Source organism: Saccharopolyspora kobensis (assembly GCF_900108315.1).
GTDB classification, from domain to species: domain Bacteria; phylum Actinomycetota; class Actinomycetes; order Mycobacteriales; family Pseudonocardiaceae; genus Saccharopolyspora; species Saccharopolyspora kobensis.
Window position 1 is genome coordinate 61,581 of record NZ_FNVB01000008.1, and the last position, 21,173, is coordinate 82,753.

22 protein-coding genes are annotated in these 21,173 nt (G+C 72.0%); 7 read left to right on the forward strand and 15 right to left on the reverse strand.

The window, feature by feature from the left end:
- Positions 1 to 178 precede the first annotated feature (178 nt).
- The 3 genes from C4T78_RS25345 to C4T78_RS25355 all read right to left on the reverse strand — a co-directional run bounded on the left by C4T78_RS25345 (position 179) and on the right by C4T78_RS25355 (position 2,555).
- Complete coding sequence (locus tag C4T78_RS25345; RefSeq protein ID WP_093353992.1) at positions 179 to 751, reverse strand: hypothetical protein; 573 nt, start codon at positions 749 to 751, stop codon at positions 179 to 181.
- Between the two features lie 319 nt (positions 752 to 1,070).
- Complete coding sequence (gene paaC, locus C4T78_RS25350; protein WP_093354528.1) at positions 1,071 to 1,937, reverse strand: 1,2-phenylacetyl-CoA epoxidase subunit PaaC; 867 nt, start codon at positions 1,935 to 1,937, stop codon at positions 1,071 to 1,073.
- A 120-nt stretch (positions 1,938 to 2,057) separates the two neighbouring features.
- Positions 2,058 to 2,555, reverse strand: a complete 498-nt coding sequence (locus C4T78_RS25355) for a DUF3592 domain-containing protein (RefSeq protein WP_235863605.1) — start codon at positions 2,553 to 2,555, stop codon at positions 2,058 to 2,060.
- An 88-nt stretch (positions 2,556 to 2,643) separates the two neighbouring features.
- Between C4T78_RS25355 and C4T78_RS25360 the strand changes: the two genes are divergently transcribed.
- Positions 2,644 to 3,936 (forward strand): isochorismate synthase, encoded by a 1,293-nt coding sequence (locus tag C4T78_RS25360; RefSeq protein ID WP_235863606.1) that lies wholly within the window; start codon positions 2,644 to 2,646, stop codon positions 3,934 to 3,936.
- A gap of 195 nt (positions 3,937 to 4,131) precedes the next feature.
- On the opposite strand, the gene C4T78_RS25365 is transcribed toward C4T78_RS25360, so the two are convergent.
- On the reverse strand, positions 4,132 to 5,631 hold the full coding sequence (locus C4T78_RS25365; protein ID WP_093353994.1) for a M1 family metallopeptidase: 1,500 nt from the start codon (positions 5,629 to 5,631) through the stop codon (positions 4,132 to 4,134).
- 200 nt (positions 5,632 to 5,831) lie between these two features.
- The gene (menD, locus tag C4T78_RS25370) at positions 5,832 to 7,502 is read right to left on the reverse strand and encodes a 2-succinyl-5-enolpyruvyl-6-hydroxy-3-cyclohexene-1-carboxylic-acid synthase (protein ID WP_093353996.1); all 1,671 of its coding nucleotides are present in this window, start codon (positions 7,500 to 7,502) and stop codon (positions 5,832 to 5,834) included.
- 133 nt (positions 7,503 to 7,635) lie between these two features.
- Here menD and C4T78_RS25375 point away from each other — a divergent pair, with 133 nt between their 5' ends.
- Positions 7,636 to 8,559 (forward strand): 1,4-dihydroxy-2-naphthoyl-CoA synthase, encoded by a 924-nt coding sequence (locus tag C4T78_RS25375; protein WP_093353998.1) that lies wholly within the window; start codon positions 7,636 to 7,638, stop codon positions 8,557 to 8,559.
- On the opposite strand, the gene C4T78_RS25380 is transcribed toward C4T78_RS25375, so the two are convergent.
- Positions 8,560 to 9,438 (reverse strand): NAD(+)/NADH kinase, encoded by an 879-nt coding sequence (locus C4T78_RS25380; protein WP_093354000.1) that lies wholly within the window; start codon positions 9,436 to 9,438, stop codon positions 8,560 to 8,562.
- Positions 9,435 to 10,436, reverse strand: a complete 1,002-nt coding sequence (locus C4T78_RS25385; protein WP_093354002.1) for an SPFH domain-containing protein — start codon at positions 10,434 to 10,436, stop codon at positions 9,435 to 9,437. The genes C4T78_RS25380 and C4T78_RS25385 overlap by 4 nt, the downstream gene beginning before the upstream one ends.
- Positions 10,437 to 10,522: 86 nt before the next feature.
- Between C4T78_RS25385 and C4T78_RS25390 the strand changes: the two genes are divergently transcribed.
- The 3 genes from C4T78_RS25390 (at position 10,523) to C4T78_RS25400 (ending at position 13,539) form a co-directional block, all read left to right on the forward strand.
- A complete protein-coding gene (locus C4T78_RS25390; RefSeq protein ID WP_093354004.1) occupies positions 10,523 to 11,215 on the forward strand; it encodes an NUDIX hydrolase in 693 nt (230 codons plus the stop codon).
- A gap of 159 nt (positions 11,216 to 11,374) precedes the next feature.
- Positions 11,375 to 12,559, forward strand: a complete 1,185-nt coding sequence (menE, locus tag C4T78_RS25395; protein ID WP_093354535.1) for an o-succinylbenzoate--CoA ligase — start codon at positions 11,375 to 11,377, stop codon at positions 12,557 to 12,559.
- 107 nt (positions 12,560 to 12,666) lie between these two features.
- Complete coding sequence (locus C4T78_RS25400) at positions 12,667 to 13,539, forward strand: 1,4-dihydroxy-2-naphthoate polyprenyltransferase (protein WP_093354007.1); 873 nt, start codon at positions 12,667 to 12,669, stop codon at positions 13,537 to 13,539.
- 239 nt (positions 13,540 to 13,778) lie between these two features.
- Here C4T78_RS25400 and C4T78_RS25405 read toward each other — a convergent pair whose 3' ends face one another.
- The 7 genes from C4T78_RS25405 to C4T78_RS25435 form a co-directional block, all read right to left on the reverse strand.
- Positions 13,779 to 14,270, reverse strand: coding sequence for a hypothetical protein (locus C4T78_RS25405; protein ID WP_235863607.1), 492 nt, complete (start codon positions 14,268 to 14,270; stop codon positions 13,779 to 13,781).
- A gap of 4 nt (positions 14,271 to 14,274) precedes the next feature.
- Positions 14,275 to 14,703 (reverse strand): hypothetical protein, encoded by a 429-nt coding sequence (locus C4T78_RS25410; RefSeq protein WP_235863608.1) that lies wholly within the window; start codon positions 14,701 to 14,703, stop codon positions 14,275 to 14,277.
- Between the two features lie 18 nt (positions 14,704 to 14,721).
- Positions 14,722 to 15,564 (reverse strand): WXG100 family type VII secretion target, encoded by an 843-nt coding sequence (locus C4T78_RS25415; protein ID WP_093354012.1) that lies wholly within the window; start codon positions 15,562 to 15,564, stop codon positions 14,722 to 14,724.
- A 12-nt stretch (positions 15,565 to 15,576) separates the two neighbouring features.
- Positions 15,577 to 15,906, reverse strand: a complete 330-nt coding sequence (locus C4T78_RS25420) for a hypothetical protein (protein WP_093354014.1) — start codon at positions 15,904 to 15,906, stop codon at positions 15,577 to 15,579.
- Positions 15,907 to 16,142: 236 nt separating this feature from the next.
- Positions 16,143 to 16,709, reverse strand: a complete 567-nt coding sequence (locus C4T78_RS25425) for a DUF3558 family protein (RefSeq protein WP_235863609.1) — start codon at positions 16,707 to 16,709, stop codon at positions 16,143 to 16,145.
- A 26-nt stretch (positions 16,710 to 16,735) separates the two neighbouring features.
- Positions 16,736 to 17,833, reverse strand: coding sequence for an L-cysteine desulfhydrase Cds1 (cds1, locus tag C4T78_RS25430; RefSeq protein ID WP_218161618.1), 1,098 nt, complete (start codon positions 17,831 to 17,833; stop codon positions 16,736 to 16,738).
- Positions 17,834 to 17,841: 8 nt separating this feature from the next.
- Positions 17,842 to 18,156, reverse strand: coding sequence for a DUF4229 domain-containing protein (locus tag C4T78_RS25435; protein WP_258958358.1), 315 nt, complete (start codon positions 18,154 to 18,156; stop codon positions 17,842 to 17,844).
- Between the two features lie 193 nt (positions 18,157 to 18,349).
- On the opposite strand from C4T78_RS25435, the gene C4T78_RS25440 reads away from it, so the two are divergent.
- Entirely contained in the window at positions 18,350 to 18,574 is a 225-nt protein-coding gene (locus C4T78_RS25440; protein WP_093155370.1) for a BldC family transcriptional regulator, read from the forward strand.
- Positions 18,575 to 19,125: 551 nt separating this feature from the next.
- Positions 19,126 to 19,317 carry a hypothetical protein gene (locus C4T78_RS25445; RefSeq protein ID WP_093354019.1) on the forward strand — a complete coding sequence of 64 codons (192 nt, stop codon included), beginning with the start codon at positions 19,126 to 19,128 and terminating at the stop codon, positions 19,315 to 19,317.
- Positions 19,318 to 19,425: 108 nt separating this feature from the next.
- Here the strand turns inward: C4T78_RS25445 and C4T78_RS25450 are convergent, their stop codons facing one another.
- Complete coding sequence (locus tag C4T78_RS25450) at positions 19,426 to 20,970, reverse strand: MinD/ParA family ATP-binding protein (protein WP_093354022.1); 1,545 nt, start codon at positions 20,968 to 20,970, stop codon at positions 19,426 to 19,428.
- Positions 20,971 to 21,173: the final 203 nt, after the last annotated feature.

Genomic DNA, 21,173 nt, shown 5'->3' on the forward strand with positions numbered 1-21,173 from the left:
CAGGGCGCGGACGCCAGGACGCGGGCGGCAGGGCGCGGACGCCAGGACGCGGGCGGCAGGCCGCGGGTAGTACGGCGCGTGCAGTAGGCGCGGGCGGCAGGGTGCGGCAGCAGGACGCGGGCAGCACGGCGCGGGTAGCAGGACGCGGGTAGCACGGCGTGGGTAGCGGGGTTTGGTTTTAGGCTGCGGGTAGGAGGGTGCGTGTTGGGGTTGAGCCCGGTTTCGGGCCGAAGACCGCCGACATCGGGCGCAGCAGGGGGAATTGCTCTCGGAGGACGACCACCTGCTGGTGGACCCGGGCCAGGTCCGGGTCGGCGACCAGCTCGACGACCGCTTCCAGGATGTGGTCGGTGACCATGCCGAAGCGCACCACCGCGTCCTCCAGCTGACCCCGCACCCGGCTCAGCACCGCGGCATCGGCGCTCGTCAGCCCGCGCCCCAGCTCGGCGAGCGCGCGGACGTTCGGCAGCTCGGCGTCCATGCGGCGCACCACCGCCTGGAGGTTCTGCCGGGCCCGGGTGGAGGAGACCGCGTCCACCGCCCGCGCCGCCCGGTGCACGGCCTGCTCGCACCGGCGGACGTCGTGCAACCAGCGGTCCTGCGGCTGCGCCCGGAGGGGCTGCACCGCGGCGGGCTGCGGCAGCGCGGCCGGTTCGGGCCGCGCTCTCCTGGTGCGGGCCACCAGCACCACTCCGGCCCCGCAACCACCCGCGACCAGTGCGATCAGCACCTGCAACCAGAATCCGTCCACGTCGGGTCGTCCTTCCACTCGGCCGCGAGCAGCCGTCGAAACCGGTGTCCGCGCCCGCGATCGCCGGGTTCGACGTCGTGTGCCGGACCGTGGTTCCCGGGCGTCTCCCGATCACTCTGCTCCGATCCCGCCCGGACTTCTTGGGGAAAAGTACTCAATCTCGCCGCCGCCCCGGTCTGCGTAGTCGCGGCACCGCACCGGTCAGTTCCCCGGACTGGTTCCGTTTCCGCTGGTCAGTCCTCGTGAGTGCGGCGCCACAGCACCACGGGTCACCACCAGCGGAAATGGAGTCGGCAAGGGGGATTTCGCGCGCTTCTGGTCAGCCGGAGCGGGCGAGGTACTGCAGGTCGGCGATGAGGAACTCGAAGTCGCCGGTGTGCGCGCCGTCGCGGCCGCCGGGGCGGGCGAACACGCCGAAGTCGGGCGGCTCGGGGAGCCGGAGGCGGGCCACCGAGGCGACCTCGTCCAGCACGCCGCGCACCTCGTCGCGCACCCGCGCCGGGTCGACGCCGCAGCCGAGGTCGTCCATCCGCGCCTCCACCGGGTGCGGGACGAACAGCTCGGCGGTCAGCGGCCAGATGCGCTGGAGACCGGCCGCCATCCGCCGGGCCGAATCCGCGTCGCCGTCGCCGAAACGGATCACCCACTGGGCCGCGTGGTCGCGGTGCCGCGCGAGCCGGTTCAGCGAGCCCGCCGCCAGGTCGGCCAGCACCGCGTCGCGGCTGCCCGCCAGCCGCTCGAAGACCGCGTGCCGCCACGCCGCGAACAGCAGCAACCTGGCCATGGTGGTGGGGAAATCACCGCCCGGCCCTGGACCGCAGTCGATCTCGACGAGCCGGACGTTGTGGAAGTCCGCGGCCTGCCGGGCGTAGGCCAGGCGGTCCTCGTCCCGCCCCGCGCCCTCGACCTCACCCGCGCGGCGCAGCAGAACTCGCGCCTGCTCCACGAGGTCGAGCGCGATCCGGCCGAGCGCCGCGCACTCCTCCAGCTCCAGCGCGCGCACTCCCCACTCGGTCAAGCGGTGCGCGAGGACCAGCGCGTCGTCGCCCAACATCGCGCAGTACTGCGAGAGTTCCCCGGCGAGCACTCCCCCGGGCACCGACCGATCCACAGTGGACGTGACCGGCGCGCCGAGCACCCACTGCTGCACGTCCGCTGCGCCCGCTCGCGCTTCCCTGACGTTCATCATGGCGACCTCGCAAGCCGGGACCGACTCCCCAGTCCGGCGGGATGTCGACGGGCCAGTCCAGTGTCACACCGCGCGACCCGCTCGGGGAACCCCGCTCAGCGGCCCCGGCGATCCGAGTCAGCGGGTCGCGTTGCGGCGGAAGAGCCAGTACAGGGGCAGCAGGACCGCCCACAGGACCGCGAGGCCGCTGCCCACCGGGAGGAACGACAGCGTCGCGTTGCGGCCCGCCACGCGGACCAGGTCGGGGTTGCGCGAGTCGAACTCCACCCGCACCAGCTGCCCGGTCTGCAGGTCGGTCGGGTACAGGACACCGTTCGGCGGGATGTAGACGCGGCCCTGGTCGGTGTTGAAGCGCACCGCGGTCCGCGTCAGCGAGGTGTCGACCACCTCGGCGACCGCCTCGCCCCTGGACTCCTCGATGGTCCGGTCGTTGATGAAGCAGGCGATGATGATCGACAGCCCCATCGCGGTCATCAGCACGCCCAGCACCAGGACCCCGCGGGCGGCGCGCGTCCAGCCCTTGCGACGCGCCGGTCGCGCCACCGTCCGGTCACCTTCCGTGCTGGATCCGGTCACCGAGTCGGCCGCGTTCGGTACCGCCGCGTCGCTCGCCACGGTGACCGATTGTAAGTGCCGCGCCCTCGCGACCCCGCACGGCTTCGGTGTCGGCCACCACTTCGGGCCCGGCGCATACCCTCCAGGAGTGGCGACTACATCCCGGCCGCTGGTGGCGCGAAGCCGCCGGCTCGAACCAGGTGACCCCCGACACGACCGCCCGCTGCTGGAACTGCTGCCCGGCGGTTCGGCGCTGAGCTGGGTCCGCGACGGCGCCGGGCTGGTCGGCTGGGGCTGCGCGGCCCGCCTGGAGGTGTCCGGTCCCGACCGCTTCGAGCGGGCCGACGCCTGGTGGCAGCAGCTGTGCGAGCGGGCCGAGGTGGTCGACCCGGTGGGCCTGCCCGGTTCCGGCCCGGTGGCCTTCGCCAGCATGGCCTTCGCCGACCACCCCGGGCACTCCGCGCTGGTGGTGCCGGAGGTCGTGGTCGGCGAGCGCGACGGGGTGCGCTGGATCACCACGATCGGCGACGGGGCGGCCGAGGCGGACGAGCCCGAACCGGTCCGGCCGCCCGGCTTCGTCTCCTACGGCGACGGGCAGCTCTCCGCCACCGGCTACCGGCAGGCGGTGGCCGAAGCCGTCGGCCGGATGCAGGAGCCCGGTGGCCTGGCCAAGGTCGTTCTCGCGCACGACCTGCTGGCCACCACCTCGGAGCCGCTGGACATGAGGTTCCTGCTGCACAACCTGGCCGCCCGCTACCCGTCGTGCTGGACCTTCGCGGTCGACGGGCTCGTCGGCGCCACGCCGGAGCTGCTGCTGGAGCGGACGGGTTACGAGGTCCGCTCCCGCGTGCTGGCCGGCACGATCTGGCCGCGCGAGGGCCACAGCACCGAGCAGCTCGCCGCGGAACTGCTGTCCTCCGAGAAGAACCGCCACGAGCACGCCTACGCCGCGGAATCCCTGGCCGTGCGGCTGCGCCCGTTCTGCAGCGACCTCGTCGCGCCCGACGAGCCGGAGGTGCTCCAGCTGCGCAACGTGCTGCACCTGGCCACCAACGTCGAGGGCAAGCTCAGCGACGCCGACGGCCGGGCGGCCACGCTGCTGCGGCTGGCCGCCGCGGTGCACCCGACGGCGGCGGTCGGCGGCACGCCCACCGAGGACGCGGTCCGGTTGATCAGCGAGCTGGAAGGCATGGACCGCGGCCGCTACGCGGGGCCGGTGGGCTGGCTGGACGGCAGCGGCAACGGCGAGCTCGGCGTCGCGATCCGCTGCGCCCAGGTCGAGGACGCCGCTGCGCCCGGCGGTGAAACCGGGCGCAGCGGCGGGAAGTTGCGGTTGTTCGCCGGATGCGGGATCGTGCCCGACTCCGACCCGGACCTCGAGGTCGCGGAAGCGGAGGCGAAGCTCCTCCCCGTCCGGGAAGCCCTCGAAGGCCTGCACTGAGCGGTGGGGCCGCTTGCAGCGGCGAACCGCGATCTCGAAACTCGGCACCACGCCAACCGGCACGCCGCGGGTTCTCAGAGGCTTCCTCGCCGGGACGGCCCGTTCCCGTGCATCGAGGAACGGGATCCCGCAGTCGAGAAAGCCTCTGAGGTTCCGCTATCCGCACCGCCACGCAGGGCGAGTGCTCACGTCAACTCAGTGGTCGTGCAGGAGCGAGTGCGTGTGGTCGAGCTCGGCCACCGCCGCGGGCGGGGCGACCGACGCGCGCAGCGCGCTGGCCGGGACACCGGTGGCCTCGCCGACCGGCGGCTTGCCCTTGGTGAACAGCCAGGCGTTGAACAGCTCGTCCAGCTGCTTGCCGGACTTCTGCTCGGCCAGCTCGATGAACTCCTCGACGGTCGCGGTGCCGTACTGCTTCTGCGCCACCCAGGTGCGGACGGTGTCGAGCAGCACCTCGTCGCCGACCACGTTGCGCAGCGCCTGCAGCGTCATCGCCCCGCGGTCGTAGACCGCGCTGTGGAACACCGCGTCCTTGCCCGGGTCACCCGGAGCGACCTGCCAGAACGGGTCGTCGGCCGGGTACTGCGCGTAGTAGTGGTCGAACAGCTCCTGCGCGGTGCCGGTGCCCTGCGCCTCCGACCAGAGCCACTCCGCGTAGGACGCGAAGCCCTCGTTGACCCAGATGTTGCGCCAGGTGTCGACCGAGACCGAGTCGCCGAACCACTGGTGCGCGAGCTCGTGCACCACCACCGAGGTGTTCGCGCCCTTGCGGAAGAACAGGTGGCTGTAAGTGGGCCGGGTCTGGTTCTCCAGCGCGAAGTTCATGCCCTCCGAGGACACCAGGCCGCCCTGCGCCTCGAACGGGTACTCGCCGAGCACGCCGCTGAGGAACTCCAGGACCTCCGGGCTGCGCTCGACGCTGGCCTTCGCCGGGCCTTCGAGCTCGCCGAGGCCTTCCGAGTAGGCGCTGACGTAGGGCTGCCCGAACGCACCGGTCCGCGCGTTGACCTCGTACTGACCGGCGCCGAAGAACGCGAGGTAGGTCGCGGTCGGCTTGGTGGTGCGCCACTTCCAGGTCGTCCACCCGGCCAGGCTGCTGGTGTCGGTGTGCACGCCGTTGGCGATGGCCTCGGTGCCCTCCGGCACGGTGATCGCGATGTCGAAGGTCGCCTTGTCCCGCGGGTGGTCGTTGCCGGGGAACCACCAGGCGGAGATCTCCGGCTGGCCGACCGCCAGCGCCCCGTCCGAGGTGCGGATCCACGGGTTGAGCCCGTCGACCTCGACGGTGGAGGGCACGCCCTCGTAGTTCACGACGAACGTCGCCAGGCTGCCTTCCGGCAGCGTCTCCGACGGGGTCACCGTGAGTTCTGTGCCGTTCTGCGAGAACTCCGCGGGAAGTCCGTTGACCAGCACCGACTTCGGCGTCAGCGCGAAGTCCAGGTTGAACGCGGTCAGGTTCTGCGTCGGCTTCGCCACGATCGTCGTGGTGCCGCGCAGGTGGTCGTCCGCGGGTTGGTAGCGCAGCTGGATGTCGTAGTGCGAGACGTCGTAGCCGCCGTTGCCGTAGCCGGGGAAGTAGTCGTCACCCGCGCCGGGCGCACCCGGTCCGTCACCACCGGCCAGTGCCGGGGATGCGAAAAGCGCCGTCGCACAGCAGGCCGCGGCCGCCGCTCGCAGGCCGTGTCGTCGGAACACCTGCCACCTCCTCGAATTCGTGCTCCGGAGGGAGCCTAGAGAAGGTCATGACCAGCAGGTGGTCTTTTGGTTCGGCACGTTTTTCCCATTCTGCGGCGGAATCCGCGAATCACCCCGATGGGCCACGGCGATGCGCTGCGATCTGCGGAAACGCGGCCCGGCGCGCGCCGCGCCGGACGTCCCACCACATGGGAACGTGATCAGCCCAGCAGCGCGGAGCGGACGGCGGTCTGCAGGCGCTCGTGCACCGACCGCAGCACGGACCGCTCGGCCTGCACCTCGATCACGCGCAGGCCCGGCCGCCACCGCAGCGCCTCGACGAACTCGGACTGCTGGCGCACCAGTTCGTGCTCGACGCCGTGCGCGGCGCAGAGCTGCCCGAGGTCGGTGCCGTGCGGCGTGCCGAAGATCCGCTCGAACGACTCGCTGTGCTCCGGCCCGCCCTGCTCCAGCAGCGAGAAGATGCCGCCGCCGTCGTCGTTGAGCACGACGATCGTCAGGTCCGGCCGCTGCTCGTACGGCCCGAGCATCAGGCCGTTGCTGTCGTGCAGGAACGTCAGGTCGCCCAGCAGCGCGTAGGCCGGCTGCCCGTGCGCGATGGCCGCGCCGATCGCGGTCGACACCGTGCCGTCGATCCCGGCCACGCCCCGGTTGCGGTGCACGACGACGTCGGGCCGCTGCCGCGCGGCGAGCGCGACGTCGCGCGTCGGGTTCGACGAGCCGAGGACCAGCAGCGCGTGCTCCGGCATGGCGTCCACCACCGAGCGCGCCACCGCCGGGCCGTTCGGCCAGCGCTCCAGGTCAAGCGCGCCGTGCAGCGCGGCGGAGGCCTTCTGGTCGGCCTGCTGCCAGCCGGTGAGCCAGTCCGGATCGGCCGGTGCGGGCGTCGGCCCGAAGGTGTCGGCGACCTCCCGCAGGTTGTGCGCCGGTGCGGGCCAGTCGGCACCGCCGTGCGCGAGCAGCACCTCCACACCGGTGTCGGCCAGCAACCGCTGCACCTGCCGGAACACCGTCGGGCGCCCGACGCACAGCACCTGCTCCGGCCGGTGCTGCTGGACGAACTCCGGCAGCCCGAGCAGCCACATCCCGGTGCTGATCACCGCCGAGCCGGGCACGCCGACCGCGCCGACCTCCGACAGCACCGGCCAGCCGGACCGCTCGCCCCACTCGCCCGCTCCGCCGACGCCCGAGTCCGCCGCCAGCACCAGCCCGTGCCGGGCGCGGACGCGGGACAGCGCGCTGGGCACCCGCCCGGAGCCGGCGAGCTCCGTCCAGCGCGCGCCGTCCGGGCGGCCGTCCAGCGGCTCGGACCAGTCGGCGTCGCCGGAGGGCACCAGCGGCTCCCGGAACGGGAGGTTCAGGTGCACCGGGCCGCCGCGGACCTCGCCCTGCGCCGCGTGCCAGGCGCGGCACACCTGGCTGCGCCAGTAGGCGTTCTGCCCCGGCCGGTCCTCGGCGACCGCCAGCTCGTCGAACAGGCGGACCTCGGAGCCGAACATGCCGTGCTGGTCGATGGTCTGGTTGGCCCCGGCGGCCCGCAGCTCCGGCGGTCGGTCGGCGGTGAGCACGATCAGCGGCACACCGGAGTGGAAGGCCTCGCTGACCGCCGGGTGCAGGTTCGTCGCCGCCGTGCCCGACGTGCAGGCGACCGCGACCGGCGACTGCGAGCGCGCTGCCAGGCCGAGGGCCAGGAATCCGGCGCTGCGCTCGTCGATGCGCACGTGCAGCCGCAACCGCCCAGCGTGATCGGCCTTGTGCAGCGCGTAAGAGAGAGGTGCGTTGCGGGATCCCGGGGAGAGCACCACCTGCCGCACCCCGTTGCGGACGAGCTCGTCGACGATGACCTCAGCCTGAGCCGTGGACGGATTCAACCCATCACCTCTGAACCTCGTTGGCGGACCCCGGCTGGAGGAACATGGTCCTCCTCGCCCTCGTCCGCGCAGGCGCCGGGCTGCTGCGGGGAGGCCCCCGCGCCGGGCACTTGCTGCGCCTATTGTCCCAGGTGTGCAGAATCCCCGTGTCTCTGAGCTGTTCGATCCGGCTTCGTGGGAGCCCGTCGCGGGCTTCGACTTCACCGACATCACCTATCACCGCTGCGTCGAGGACGGCCCCGGGAAGGGCACCGTGCGGGTCGCCTTCAACCGCCCCGACGTGCGCAACGCCTTCCGCCCGCACACCGTCGACGAGCTGTACCGCGCGCTGGACCACGCGCGGATGACCAGCGACGTCGGCTGCGTGCTGATCACCGGGAACGGCCCGTCGAGCAAGGACGGCGGCTGGGCGTTCTGCTCCGGTGGGGACCAGCGGATCCGCGGTCGTTCCGGCTACCAGTACGCCGACGGCGAGACCGCCGACACGGTCGATCCGGCCCGCGCCGGGCGGCTGCACATCCTGGAGGTGCAGCGGCTGATCCGGTTCATGCCCAAGATCGTCATCGCGGTGGTGCCAGGCTGGGCCGCGGGCGGCGGGCACAGCCTCCACGTGGTGTGCGATCTCACGCTCGCCAGCGCCGAGCACGCCAAGTTCAAGCAGACCGACGCCGACGTGGGCAGCTTCGACGGCGGCTTCGGCTCCGCGTACCTGGCCCGCCAGGTCGGCCAGAAGTTCGCCCGCGAGATCTTCTTCCTCGGCCGCCCCTACACCGCCGAGCAGGCGCACCGGATGGGCATGGTCAACGAGGTCGTCCCGCACGAGGAGCTGGAGGCCACCGCGCTGCAGTGGGCCCGCGAGATCAACGGCAAGTCGCCGACCGCGCAGCGGATGCTCAAGTACGCGTTCAACGCCATCGACGACGGCCTGGTCGGCCAGCAGCTGTTCGCGGGCGAGACGACCCGCCTGGCCTACATGACCGACGAGGCGGTCGAGGGCCGCGACTCGTTCCTGGAGAAGCGCACCCCGGACTGGTCCGCCTTCCCCTGGTACTACTGATCAGCGGACCAGGCGCAGCCTCGCCGGGGCGCGACCGATGCGCAGCCGCTGGCCCCAGGTCAGGGTCAGGGCGTCCGATTCGATGCCGTCCCCGAAGGCGACGAGCTGGTCCGACTGGACCGTCAGCGCCAGCTCGTCGCCGGCGAGCTCCCCCTCCGTCATCGACGTTCCGGTGGCCGGTGACGGCCAGGCCTCGCGGACGAACCAGACCAGCCTGGGTTCCGGTGGGCGCGGCAGCCGGAGGCCGCTGCCGCGTTCGAGGGCGATCGAGCGGCACCAGCCGGTGGCACCGGTCCCGCTCGCGACGATGACGCCCGAGGAGGCCTGGGCCTCGGCTCCGGAGCCCGACGGCTGGAGCTCGTAGCGGGCCGTCTGGTGGCCCGGGTGCCCGATGAAGATCTCGTTGAGCGCCAGCAGCCGCTGGCCGTCGTCGAGCTGCGCCTGCACCATGGTCCGCTCCTCCACCTGGCCGGTGGCCCGGAGCAGCTCCGGGAGATCGCCGGGCGCGTGCGCCACCAGGGTTCCGGCGTTGCGGCCCGGCTCCGGGTCGATGCCGATGACCGGCTGGCCGTCGAGGTACTTCGCGGCGTTGGCCACCAGGCCGTCCTGCCCGACGACGACCACCACGTCGTCGGGCGCGAACAGGAACCGCGACACGTCCGCGCGCTCGACGACACCGCGCCGCCAGTCGACCGGCACCGCGGCCGCGACCCGGGCGATGGCGGCGGTGGTCCGCTCGTGCCGGTCCTCCAGCTCGGCGATGTCCCGGCCGCGGCCGCGGAGGAAGAACGCCGCCTGGCCGCGGGTGCCGTGCCGGGCGATGAGCTCCTGGTACTCGGTGCGCCGGTGCACGATGACGACGCGCGGTGCGGTGCTCATCGGGCTTCGCCGCCGAACTTGGCGAGCGCCTTGGTCAGCATGTCGGGGGTGAGCACCAAGGTGTCGATCTTGGGCAGGTTGCCCGCCAGCTCCTTCAGCGCCAGCCCGAGCAGCACGCCTTCGGGCAGGTCGCGGTAGGCGGCGACGTGGGCGGTCTCGGCGTCGCCGCGGGCCGCCCCGGCCAGCCGGACCTCCTCGGCTCGCGCCTCGGCCAACGTGACCTTGCGGCGGGCTTCCGCCTCGGTCGAGATGGCTCCCGCCGCGGCCGCTTCTTCGGCCTCGCGCCGGGCGTTGGCGCCGCGCTGGGCGACCAGCTGCTCCTCGCGCCGGGCCAGCTCGATCTTCGTCTGCAGCTCGTTCTCGCCGATCGCCCGCTCCCGCTCGACGGCGATGGCGCGGCGCTCGAAGGTCGCCTTGTCGGCCTCCTGCTGGACCAGTTCGCGGGTCGGGGTGCGCAGCGCCTTCTCCACCTCGGGCTCCGGCCGCACCGCCACCACCCGGACGCCGACCACCGCGATCCCCGTCTCCGCCAGCCGCTGGTCGGCGCCCAGCCCGGCGGCGATCACGTCGCGCACCGGGCCGACTCCGCCCGCCGTGGCAGCCGTCAGGTCGTCGCCCGCGAGCAGGTCGATCGCGTACTGCTGCGCGGTCTCGGTCAGCAGCCCGGCGACCTGGTCCAGCGGCGTCGCGCGCCAGCGACCGGTGTCCGGGTCGATCGAGAAGTCGATCCGGCCGGCCGCCGTCGCCGGGTCGGCGAACCGGTAGGTCACCGTCGCCTGCACCGTGACGTCCTGGAAGTCGCTGGTGCGGGCGTGGAAGAGCAGCGGCAGCTCGCGGTCGTCGGCGGGCACCTCGTTTAGCACCGCGCTGAGCGGGCGGAACCAGAACGACGCGCCGACGCCGGCGCGGACGGTCCTGCCGCGGCGAACGTGCTCGACGTAGGCGGTCGTCGATCCGCGCAGGTGCCGGACCAGCGGGTAGCGGGCGATGTCGGCCATGGGAGCCCTCCTCGTTTTCGTCAATCTGACGATAATCATGCCGGAGCCTAATCGTCAAACTGACGCTAAGTCGGTAGGCTGGGCCCATGGCAGAGTTCCCACCGTTCGCCGTCACGGCCGACCTGGTCGTCCTCACCGTGCGAGACGACGCCCTGCAAGCCCTGGTGATCCGCCGAGGGGAACCGCCGTACGAGGGCGACTGGGCGCTGCCCGGCGGATTCGTCCGCCCGGACGAGGACCTGGACACCGCCGCGGCCCGCGAACTGGCCGAGGAGACGGGGCTCTCCCGCGACCACGTCCACCTGGAACAGCTCGCCTCCTACGGCGCGCCCGACCGCGATCCGCGGATGCGCGTGGTGACGGTCGCCTACATCGCGCTGGCCGCCGACCTGCCGAGCCCGAACGCGGGCACCGACGCGGCCGACGCCCGCTGGCAGCCGGTGGACGAGCTGCTCGCCGGGCGGCGCCTCGCCTTCGACCACACCCGGATCCTCCACGATGGGGTGGAGCGGGCCCGCGCGAAGCTGGAGTACACGCCGCTGGCCACCGCCTTCTGCCCGCGCGAGTTCACCATCGCCGAGCTCCGCCGCGTCTACGAGGTGGTGTGGGGCACCGCCCCGGACCCGCGGAACTTCCACCGCAAGGCGACCAAGACGGAAGGCTTCGTCGAGCCGACGGAGCTCACCACGACCCGCGACGGCGGCCGCCCCGCCCGCCTGTACCGCGCCGGTCGCGCCCGCCACCTGCACCCGCCCCTGCTGCGCGGCGGAGAAGCCTGACCCGGCACCTTTCCCCTGGTCACCTACCGTGAGCGCTTTGGGGTGCCATAGCCCCACAAAACGCTCACGGTCCTTGGCCAGCGGAAACGGAACTTGAACTGGTGGTCGATGCCGAGGATCACGCGAGCGCCGCTCGGGAACCGGCCGACAATGGAGCGCATGTCGAGTGCCCGCCACCTGCAGCCGCTCCCCGTGCCGCCCGGCTCGGACGCCCTGGACGTCCTGCCCGCGCTGGAGCGGGCGCTGAACGGCGAGGGCCCGGCCCTGCTGCCGGTCCGCGGCGACGACGCCGCGGAGTCCCACCGGCTCACCGAAGCGCTGTCCGGCCCGCTGACCAGCGCGGAGGACTCCGCCGACGACCCGACCGCGCTGGTCATCGCCACCTCCGGCTCCACCGGTGCGCCCAAGGGCGTGCTGCTGACGGCCGCAGCCCTGCGCGCTTCGGCCGAAGCCACCCACCGCCGCCTCGGCGGGCCCGGTCACTGGCTGCTGGCGATGCCCGCGCACCACATCGCCGGGATCCAGGTCCTCGTCCGAGCGCTGCTCGCGGGAACCCGCCCGAGCGCCGTGGACACCGCCGGCGGCTTCCGCCCGGACAGCTTCGCCGCAGCCGCCCAGCACGTCCTCGCCGCGCACGGCCCGCACTACACCGCGCTGGTGCCGACCCAGCTGTCCCGGCTGCTCAGCGCGGGCGGTGACGGCCTCGCCTCGCTCCGGAAGTTCGACGCGGTGCTGCTCGGCGGCGCCGCCACCCCGCCCGCGCTGCTGGACCGCGCGCTGGCCGACGGCGTCCGCGCGACCACGACCTACGGCATGAGCGAGACCTCGGGCGGATGCGTCTACGACGGGCGGCCGCTGGACGTCGCGGAGGTCCGCGTCGACGGCGGGACCGGGCCGATCCTGCTGCGCGGACCGATGCTGGCCAGGGGCTACCGGCACCAGCCGGAGGCCGCCGCGTTCGCCGGTGGCTGGTTCCGCACCGGTGATCTCGGCCGCTGGCAGGACGGGCGGCTGGAGGTGCTGGGCCGCGCCGACGACATGATCATCACCGGTGGCGTCAACGTCGCCCCGCTGCCGGTGGAGCGGGTGCTCGCCGAGCAGCCCGGCGTCCGCGAGGTGTGCGTGCTCGGTGTGCCCGACCCGGAGTGGGGCCAGGCGGTCGCCGCCGCGGTCGTGCCCGCCGACCCGGCCGGACCACCGGCCGAACCGGAACTGCGCGCCGCCGTCCGCGCGCGGCTGAACGCCGCCGCCGCGCCGAAGCGCTTCGCCTTCCTCCCGGAACTGCCGCTGCGCGGCCCGGGCAAGCCGGACCGCCGGGCGCTGGCGGAGTTCTTCCAGGCCTGATCGCCGCTGGTCAGGAGCCGTGCGCGTTTCGGGACACCGGAGCGCGCGGGCCCTGGCACCGGGAGGCTGCCACGGCCGGGTGAAGCCGGTGCGCGAAGATGGCTGCCATGGCGACTGTTGCGCAGTGGATCGAGGGAGCTCGGATCCGCACCTTCCCGAACGCGATCGCGCCGGTGCTCGCCGGGACCGGCGCCGCAGCGGGGCTCGACGGGTTCGACCTGCCGATCGCGGTCCTCGCCCTCGCGGTTTCGATGTTCCTGATCATCGGCGTGAACTTCGCCAACGACTACTCCGACGGCATCCGGGGCACCGACGACGACCGGGTCGGCCCGTTCCGGCTGGTCGGCTCCGGCGCCGCCCGGCCGGCCGCGGTGCGCACCGCGGCCTGGATCTGCTTCGGGCTCGCCGCGATCGCCGGCCTGGGCGTGGTCTTCCTCAGCGGGCAGTGGTGGCTGCTGGCCATCGGCGCGCTGTGCATCGCCGGGGCCTGGTTCTACACCGGCGGCAAGCGACCCTACGGCTACGCCGGTTTCGGCGAGCTGGCCGTGTTCGTCTTCTTCGGACTGATCGCGGTGCTGGGCACCATGTACGTGCAGGCCGGGAAGATCAGCGGTTTCGGCATCGGCGCCGCGGTGGGCGTCGGCGCGCTGTCCAGCGCGGTGCTGGTGGCCAACAACCTGCGCGACATCCCGTCCGACCGCGTCACCGGCAAGCGCACCCTGGCGGTGATGCTCGGCGACCGGGACACCCGGACCCTCTACGTCACGCTCGCGCTGGTCCCGTTCCTGATCACGGTGCTGATCGGACTGCGGAACTCGTGGGTGCTGCTCGGTTTCGCCGCGCTGCTGCCGCTCGTCGTCCCGCTGCGGGCGGTGATCACCGGCGCGCAGGGACGCGCGCTGATCCCGGCGCTGCGCGACACCGGCCTCGCCATGCTGATCTGGGCGATCATCACCGGCGGCGCACTCGCCTTCGGCTGAAAAGCCTGTATCCGGGGTCGTTTTGCGTGGCGGTGCGGGTAGCGGAACCTCAGACGCCGCCTGGACTCCAGGAGCCCGTTCTGATGTATGTCCAATACACGGCGAACGGGCTGTCCCCGCCAGACGACGCCTGAGAACCCGCGGCGGTGCGGGTTGCGAAGACGAGCTAAGCGGCTTCGCCGCTTCAAAACGAGAACGAAGAACGGCCCGTCCACGGCGTGGACGGGCCGCTCTCGTCGTCAGGCCCGCGTCTTGCGGGTGCCGAGGCCGAAGACGCTCACCGCGAGGAACGGCGCGGCGGCGACGACCGCGGCACCGATCTGCAGCACGCGGTTCTTGGTGAACAACTCGTAGTTCGTGATCTCGGAGCCGACCCGGATCGTCACCGGGGTCGTGCACGACATCTGGGCCTCGCCGGAGAACCACGGCTCGACCGGGTCCACGTACCGGCGGCCCTCCGCGCGGTAGGTGCTCACCTCGCGCGACTCGCCCTCCTCCGGCACGACCTTGCAGACCGCGGCCTTGCCGCGCTGCGCGCTGGTGATCAGCATCGGCTCGCCGTTCCAGCGGAAGTACGGGCCGGTGGAGCCGTCGGCGGTGTCGGACTTGGCCAGCGAGGTGCCGCTGAACATCGCGATGCCCAGGAACACCGCGAAGACCAGCGCGACCAGCACGCCCCAGCCGATGGTGATGCCGATCAGCGTCTTGCGGTTCATCGTGGAATCACTCAACCCCTCACCGCAGGAACGAGTCCGGCGGTTCGTCGTCGTAGGTGTCGGCCGCCGGGCGGTTCGGGTCGTTGCTGATCACCGTGGCCACGTCGTAGCCGGCGTCCAGCAGTTCCTTGGCCTGCTGCATGTTCGCCACGCTCTTGGCGAACGAGGCCTGCACCGACTCGTCGTGCAGCGCCTCGCCGCTGGCGATGTCCTGCCAGCTGAACTCACCGGCGTCGATGCGCGCCTGCAGCGCCGCGATCTCCGGCGGCGCCTGGCCGGACCGGATGCGCTGCTCGACGTCCTCGATCTGGTCGTCGGTCAGCTTGATCTCGGGAAGCGAAGCCTCGTACCGGGCAACGCGGTCCAGCACCTCCTCGGCCTGGCGCATGCGCTCTTCGAGCATCGCCTCGGCCTCGCGGATCTCCGGGGTCATCCAGTCGTCGCTCACGTCGTGCCCTCCTCTCCGTCACCGGGTCCCGGACGCCGCCGGCTGGTTGCCGCCGGTCGCCGCGTCCTTCACGCCGGTCGCGGAGTCCTTCACCCCGGTCGCCGCGTCCGTCACGCCCGTCGCCGAGTCCTTCACCGCGGTGAAGTCGTCCTTGGCCTGCAGGCCGATGTTGACCGCGTCGCCGAGGCTGTTGGCGTCCTTGATCTTGGCCAGGTTGGTGCCCGCGTTCTTGACCGACTCGACCAGCTGCACGACCGAGTCGTACATCTGCTGCAGCGCCTCGAAGAGCTCCAGGATCGCCATCACGATCTCGACGCACTTCTGCACGTTGCGCACCACGTTGGCCCAGCCCGCGACCGGGATCCACCCGGTGGCCGCGGTCTCGATCAGCCGGTCGACCAGCTTCTTGATCAGCTCCAGGGCCTTGTCGGTCATCTTCCGCGACATGTCCGCGGCCTTCTGGAAGCCCTTGCCGATCAGCTGCGCCAGCATGGCGTCGCCCTCGAGCGCCACCGTCCAGGTGGAGACCAGCAGCGTCTCGAACGCGATCGCGCCGGCGCCGTCCCAGCTCTCGCGCAGATCGCTGATGCCCTGGTTCAGGTTCTTCCGGATGGCGCGCAGCGCATCGCCGACCTGGCCCCACGCCTCGGCGTTGGTCTCGATCTTCGAGAAATCACCGGCGATCGGCGCGATCAGCGTTTCGATCAGGTTCTGACCGGTCACCTGCTCGTAGACCCAGTTGACCGCCTGCACCTGCCAGCCGGCGTCCTCGATCGCCTGCTGCTGCGATTCCGCGTTGCTCTGGCTCGGATCGGCCGTGAGCACGCCCATCGGGTCTTCGGCGTCCGCGAACGAAGCCATTCCCGCTCCCCCTCAGATCTTGATGTCGTCGAGATCGGACTGGATCTGCCGGAAGATCCCGACGATCTTCTGCTCGATCTCCTCGTACTCCGCGGAGGCGTCCGCCAGATCTTCCTTGACCTTCAGCAGCGCGCTGTTCGCCCATTCCAGCGTCTCGCCGTACAGCGCGGTCACCATTTCGACGACCGGGATCAGCACCATCATCAGACCGGTGAACCCGCTGGTGTCGGACGCCGTGCTCTCCGCCCACTCATCGATCTTCTTGAAATACCCGGCGTTCCGCTCCAGCAGGCCTTCGAAGCCCTTCATCTCCGCTGGAATCGCCTTGAGGTTTTCGGCCACACGAACCCCCGACTCGCACTAATCCGTCAGGAGGATTTGACGTCAACTCGCGCGCCCGCGCTCCACGAATGCGACACCTCGTTTCCCATTCGTGACAAGCAAAGGCCAGATTGACCGTTTTGGACGAGTACATCCCTTTAGCGCGGCAAACTGATCGCGGCCGCAATTACCGGGCCGTTTCACCGCGAGTCACGCGCTCCGGGGCGGAAAGGATTGCCCCGCAAGAGAATTCGGCGTCAGGAGCCGACCAGCGCGGGAAGCACGTACTCGGCGACGCGCTCCGCCGTCCCGCAGTCGTCCGAATCCGCCTCCGCAGCGGTCACCGAGACCTGCAGGGTCGCCCCGGCGACGCCCGCGTACACCGTGCAGTCGCCCGCGCGCAGCGTCCTGGTGCCGGCGCGCGCGCCCAGCTCGACCTCGTCCCGGCCCAGGTCGGCGAAGCCCTCGCGCTGCGCCCCGATCAGCACCGACCGGGCGCCCGACTCGGCGTCGAAGCGGCAGCCGCGCACCGGCGGGTCGAAGTCGAGCTCCCGCGGCCGGCCGGACAGCACGGCGAAGGCCAGCGATTCGAGGTCCGCCGGTTCGACGAGCAGGCAGATCTGCTCACCGGTCAGCGCCGCGAGGTGCTCGCGCCGCTCCGGCGGGATGTTCCGGGTGATCGAGGGCTCCGCGGACTCCGTCGCCGATTCCTCCGCGGAGGTCGACGGCGTCGACGGTTCCGCGGCGGGCGGCGACTGCTCGGCGGTGCATCCGGTCACGACGGCGAGCATCGCCACCCCGGTCACCAAACCCCAACGCCTCACCGGAACCAGACCTCCCTGCACGCCGCTCAACCCGCCCGGAACTCGCCGGTCGCGTGGAAGTGCTCCAGCACCGCGCGCGGCGCGTCCAGGTCCATGCCGCGGGCGGCGACCCACTCGTCGTCGTAGTAGGTGTTCGCGTAGCGCTCACCGCCGTCGCACAGCAACGTCACGATGCTCCCGCGCCGCCCGGCCGCGATCATCTCCGACGCCAGCGCGAACACGCCCCACAGGTTGGTCCCGGTGGACCCGCCGACCCGCCTGCCCAGCACCTGCTCGGTGTAGCGGATGGTGGCGATCGAGGCCGCGTCCGGCACCTTGATCATCCGGTCGATCGCCTGGCCGACGAAGGACGGCTCCACCCGCGGGCGGCCGATGCCCTCGATCAGCGAACCCCGGTCGCTGGTGCGCTCCGGATCGCTGTCCCGCCAGGCCTCGAAGAACACCGAGTGCTCCGGGTCGACGACGGCCAGCTCGGTGCGGTGGCGCCGGTACCGGAGGTAGCGGCCGAAGGTCGCGCTGGTGCCGCCGGTGCCCGCGCCGACCACGATCCAGCTCGGCTCGGCGTGCGGCTCCAGCGCCAGCTGGTCGAAGACCGACTCGGCGATGTTGTTGTTGCCGCGCCAGTCGGTGGCCCGCTCGGCGTGGGTGAACTGGTCCATGAAGTGGCCGCCGAGCTCGGCGGCCAGCCGGCGCGACTCGGTGTAGATCGCGCCCGGCTCGTCCACGAAGTGGCAGCGGCCGCCGTGCCACTCGATCAGCGACACCTTCTCGCGGCTCGTGGAGCGCGGCATCACCGCGATGAACGGCAGCCCGAGCAGCCGGGCGAAGTAGGCCTCGGACACCGCGGTGGAGCCGGAGGAGGCCTCGATCACCGGTGTGTTCTCGGTCACCCAGCCGTTGCAGATCGCGTAGAGGAACAGCGATCGGGCCAGCCGGTGCTTGAGCGAACCAGTCGGATGTGTTGACTCGTCCTTGAGGTAAAGATCGATTCCCCACTCCGCCGGCAGCGGGTAGCGCAGCAGGTGGGTGTCGGCGCTGCGGTTGGCATCGGCCTCGATGATCCGGACCGCTTCGCTGGTCCAGGCCCTCGTCCGCGTGCAGGAGCGGTCGATGCTGGCGGCCATCCCCGGGCTCATCCGGCGTCCGCGGCGCGATCGCCGCGCAGCTGGGCCAGGAGTTCCTCGCGGCGGGCCTTGCGCTCCGCGGCGCGCTCGGCCATCCCGATCGCCACCCGGCGCCGCAGCTTGCCGAAGACCAGCAGCGACAGCGGCATCACGACCACGACCGACACCGCCAGCGCGACCAGCGCGGGCACCTTGGCCAGCATCAACAGCGCCGCAACGGCGATCACCATCGCGAACCTGGCGACGGTGTACAGCGCGATGTCACGTGCGAGAGTCGATTTCGCACCCTGGGCCGCGGTTCCGGACTGCTGCTGTTCCTGCACGTCACCAGGGTAGAGCAAGCGATCGGCGAACCGGCCGGGCGGCCGGTGGCGCCGGTCTCGCGCACCGCCCGAAGCGCCGTTTTCGTCCCTTACCTTCCCTTTACCTAAACCCAAATGTTCGAGTACCTGGCCCTCGGGGTGCCAGGATGCGACCGGATTGCCCGAATGACCATCTCGAACGTGGAGGTCACCTGTGACCGCGACGACCCAGCAGCCGCGCCAGAACGGCCAGGAGCAGCTCCTCACGCCCGGTGAGGTCGCGGCGCTCTTCCGGGTCGACCCCAAGACCGTGACTCGGTGGGCCACCGCCGGCCGGATCGGTTCCATCCGGACGCCCGGCGGCCACCGCCGCTTCCGCGAGTCTGAGGTCCGCGCCCTGCTCGCCGAACTGACCAACGACGTGAACCGCGCCATCTGAGCAACCGCCCGAGAACTGGTCCTGCACGCGGCCAGGGGTGGCGGTGACCCGCGGCCCCCGGCTCGCGCACGACCTCTCTCCTAGTTTTTCCAGTGGCTGGTTCGCGCAGCGGTGCGGGTAGCGGAACCTCAGCGTCCGCCTGGACTGCGGGTGCCCGGCTTTATGCATGCCAATGCACGGCAGCCGGGCCGTCCTCGCCAGGCGAACGCTGAGAACCCGCGGCGGTGCGAGCTGCGAGGGTGGGTTATGCGCCTGGCGTCGCATGCGACACCTTCCGTGGCGCGGCACGTCGATCGTCGCGGCTCCGGCCGGAACCAGCTCTGGAAAGGCTCGTTCCGAGGCATTGCTCCGGGTTCACCGAGCCGCTCGCAGGCGCCCCTCGCAGGCGAGCGGTTGAACGACGCCCGCGGTCGGGCGACGACCGCCGAGCCCGGGCGCGCTGCGCCGATGGCGTGGCAGCACCCGGGCCGCTGGAGCGCGGCCACCTGCGACGCGGACAACCGGGGCCGGGATTGGCTAATCTCGGAAGCGGCAGAGTTGGAGGTGGCCCGATGATCTACGTCCTGGCAGCGATCGGCGCGCTCACGATCGCGGTGCTGATGTGGAAGGCGTTCGGCCCCGTCTCGGCCGGGCCGGACCGGCCCCGTCCCAGGCAGGCGCCGATCGCGCCCGACGACGATCCCGAGTTCCTGCGCCGCTTGGACGAGCAGCGGCGCAAGTCCCGGCCGTCGGAAGAAGACTGACCGACCGGCGGGTCGGCTCGCCCGCCACCGGTCCACGACGCCAGCAGCCCTGAACCACCGCGTGGTTCAGGGCTGCTGCGTCATGTGCGAGCGCGTGCCTTCCGGCCTTCAGGCCTGGCGGTTGCGGCCGGGGGCGTGGGGGAAGTCGTCCGCCACGGTGGCGGCCAGTTCGAGGAGCGCCATCCTGGTCGGTGCCGCGAGCTGGTCCAGCTCCACCTCGGCGCCCTCCTCCAGGTGCGGGTCGAACGGGATCTTCGACACCGCGCGGCACCGCGAGCTGAAGTGCGCCGTCAGCTTGTCCACGTCGACCTTGCCGGAGCCCGGGCGCACCGAGTTGATCACCGCCACCGACCTGGCCACCAGGTCGCCGTAGCCGTGCGCGTCCAGCCAGTCCAAGGTGGCCGATGCGCTGCGCGCGCCGTCGATCGAGCCGGACGAGACGATCACCAGCGAGTCGGCGAGGTCCAGCACGCCCTTCATCGCGGAGTGCATCAGGCCGGTGCCGCAGTCGGTGAGCACCACGTTGTAGAAGTGCTCCAGCAGCGTGACGGTGCGCCGGTAGTCGTCCTCGCTGAACGCCTCCGAGACCGCCGGATCCTGTTCGCTGGCCAGCACTTCCAGCCGCGACGGGCCCTGCGAGGTGTAGGCGCGGACATCGCTGTACTTGCGGATCCGGTGCGCGTCGCGCAGCAGGTGCCGCACCGTCGCGGTGGTCTCCAGCGGGATCTTCTGCGCCAGCGTGCCGCGGTCCGGGTTCGCGTCGACCGCGATCACCCGGTCACCGCGCAGCGAGGAGAACGTGGAGCCCAGGGTGGCGGTCGTGGTGGTCTTGCCCACACCGCCCTTCAGGCTCAGCATCGCGATCTTGTAGCAGCCCTGCAGCGGCTGGTTGATCCGGCCGATCAGCTCGCGGCGGCGCCGGTCGGCCGGGCCCTCGCCGAAGTTGACCGTCTTCCCGCTGGCCAGGTAGACGGCCTTGCGCCACCCGGATTGGGGGGACCGCTTGGTCTGCCGGAGCAGCTGAGCGGACGAGAGGTCCTGGCCGAACGGCTGATCCCCGGGGCCGCCGTTCGGGGCAGCCTGGGGGTATGACGAGAACGACTGCTGCGGACCGGGTTGCGGGCCGCCCTGCGGGAACTGCTGCGCACCGGTCGGGTAAGGACCGGACTGGCCACCGGAAACCGGCGCGTACGGGCCGGACGGCCCGCCGGACACGGGTGCGTAAGGACCCGACGGCCCACCGGAAACCGGCGAATAAGGACCAGAAGGCCCACCCGACACGGGCGGGTACGGACCGGACGGCCCACCGGAGACCGAGTACGGCCCCGACTGCGCACCGGGCACCTGGTGCGGGCCCGACGCCTGCGGGTGCGGGCCGGACGCCGACGGGTCGGGGAACTGCGGCTGCGGCCCGGACTGGGTCGGGTCGCCGTTGCCCGGCGTCGCGCCGCCCGCCGGCGCGCCGCCCGGGTAGTACGGCTGCGGCGCGTCACCTGCCTGGTCGACCTGCGACGGGTCGACGTAGGACGGCGTGGGGTGCGCGGGCCTGGTCTCCGGCTCGATGTACTGCGTGCTGCCGGACTCGGCGTCGGGCTGCGCCGCGGTGGTCCCCGCGTCCCGCCGAGCTTCGGGCTCCTCGTACTGTCCGGTCACCGTTGCCGTCCCTCCCACAATCGAGCCGGGCCCTGCCGGAACGAATCGTGAACTCCCCGTCTCCGCAAGGCACGGTAGTCGCAGAGAGACCCGCTAGTCACCGGGGGTGGGCGGTCCGTCCCTCCGGTGCCGTTCGCCGACCGGGCGCGAATTGCGCTGGTGGCGGACTCCACGCGACGGAACCCGCCGCGCACGGCGGGTTC